Below are 436 nucleotides of genomic sequence, written 5' to 3'. Positions count from 1 at the left end.
ACACAAAGCCGGTGTTCCGGCCTGTTGACCTCCGTTTCCAAGAGTTCATCCGCAAGGTCGAGGTGGTGTTTCATCCCGACGAGGAAGGACGCGACCGCGGGCTGGAGGATCTGAGCGACGGCCAACGTTCGTTGTTCCATCTCGCGATGACCGCCGCGACCCTCGACGTCGAAGGCCGCATCGCCGACGGCTCCGCCGGCGCTGCATTCCAGGCCGCCAGCATCCCGTTGCCGACCCTGACCCTCATCGCGGTCGAAGAACCCGAGAACAATCTCGCACCCTTCTATCTGTCGCGCATCGTGCGCCAGATCGAGGAGCTGACCACTGCCGGGCGGGCGCAGGCCTTCATCTCGAGCCATTCGGCGAGCATCCTCGCCCGCGTTGATCCGGGCCAAGTCCGGCACTTCCGGCTCGAGCCCGCCGATCGAACTGCGCG

General features: G+C 65.6%; 1 protein-coding gene. It reads left to right on the top strand.

Annotation, left to right across the window (positions count from 1 at the left end):
* Positions 1 to 436, top strand: a 436-nt coding sequence (locus VSR71_RS35115; RefSeq protein ID WP_342917926.1) for an AAA family ATPase, incomplete at both ends; no start/stop codon positions are given.

The sequence above is a fragment of the Cupriavidus oxalaticus genome (assembly GCF_038900635.1).
In the GTDB taxonomy this organism is placed as follows: domain Bacteria; phylum Pseudomonadota; class Gammaproteobacteria; order Burkholderiales; family Burkholderiaceae; genus Cupriavidus; species Cupriavidus oxalaticus_B.
Note: the sequence above shows the minus strand (reverse complement) of the source record. Positions and strands in the feature narration are given on the sequence as shown.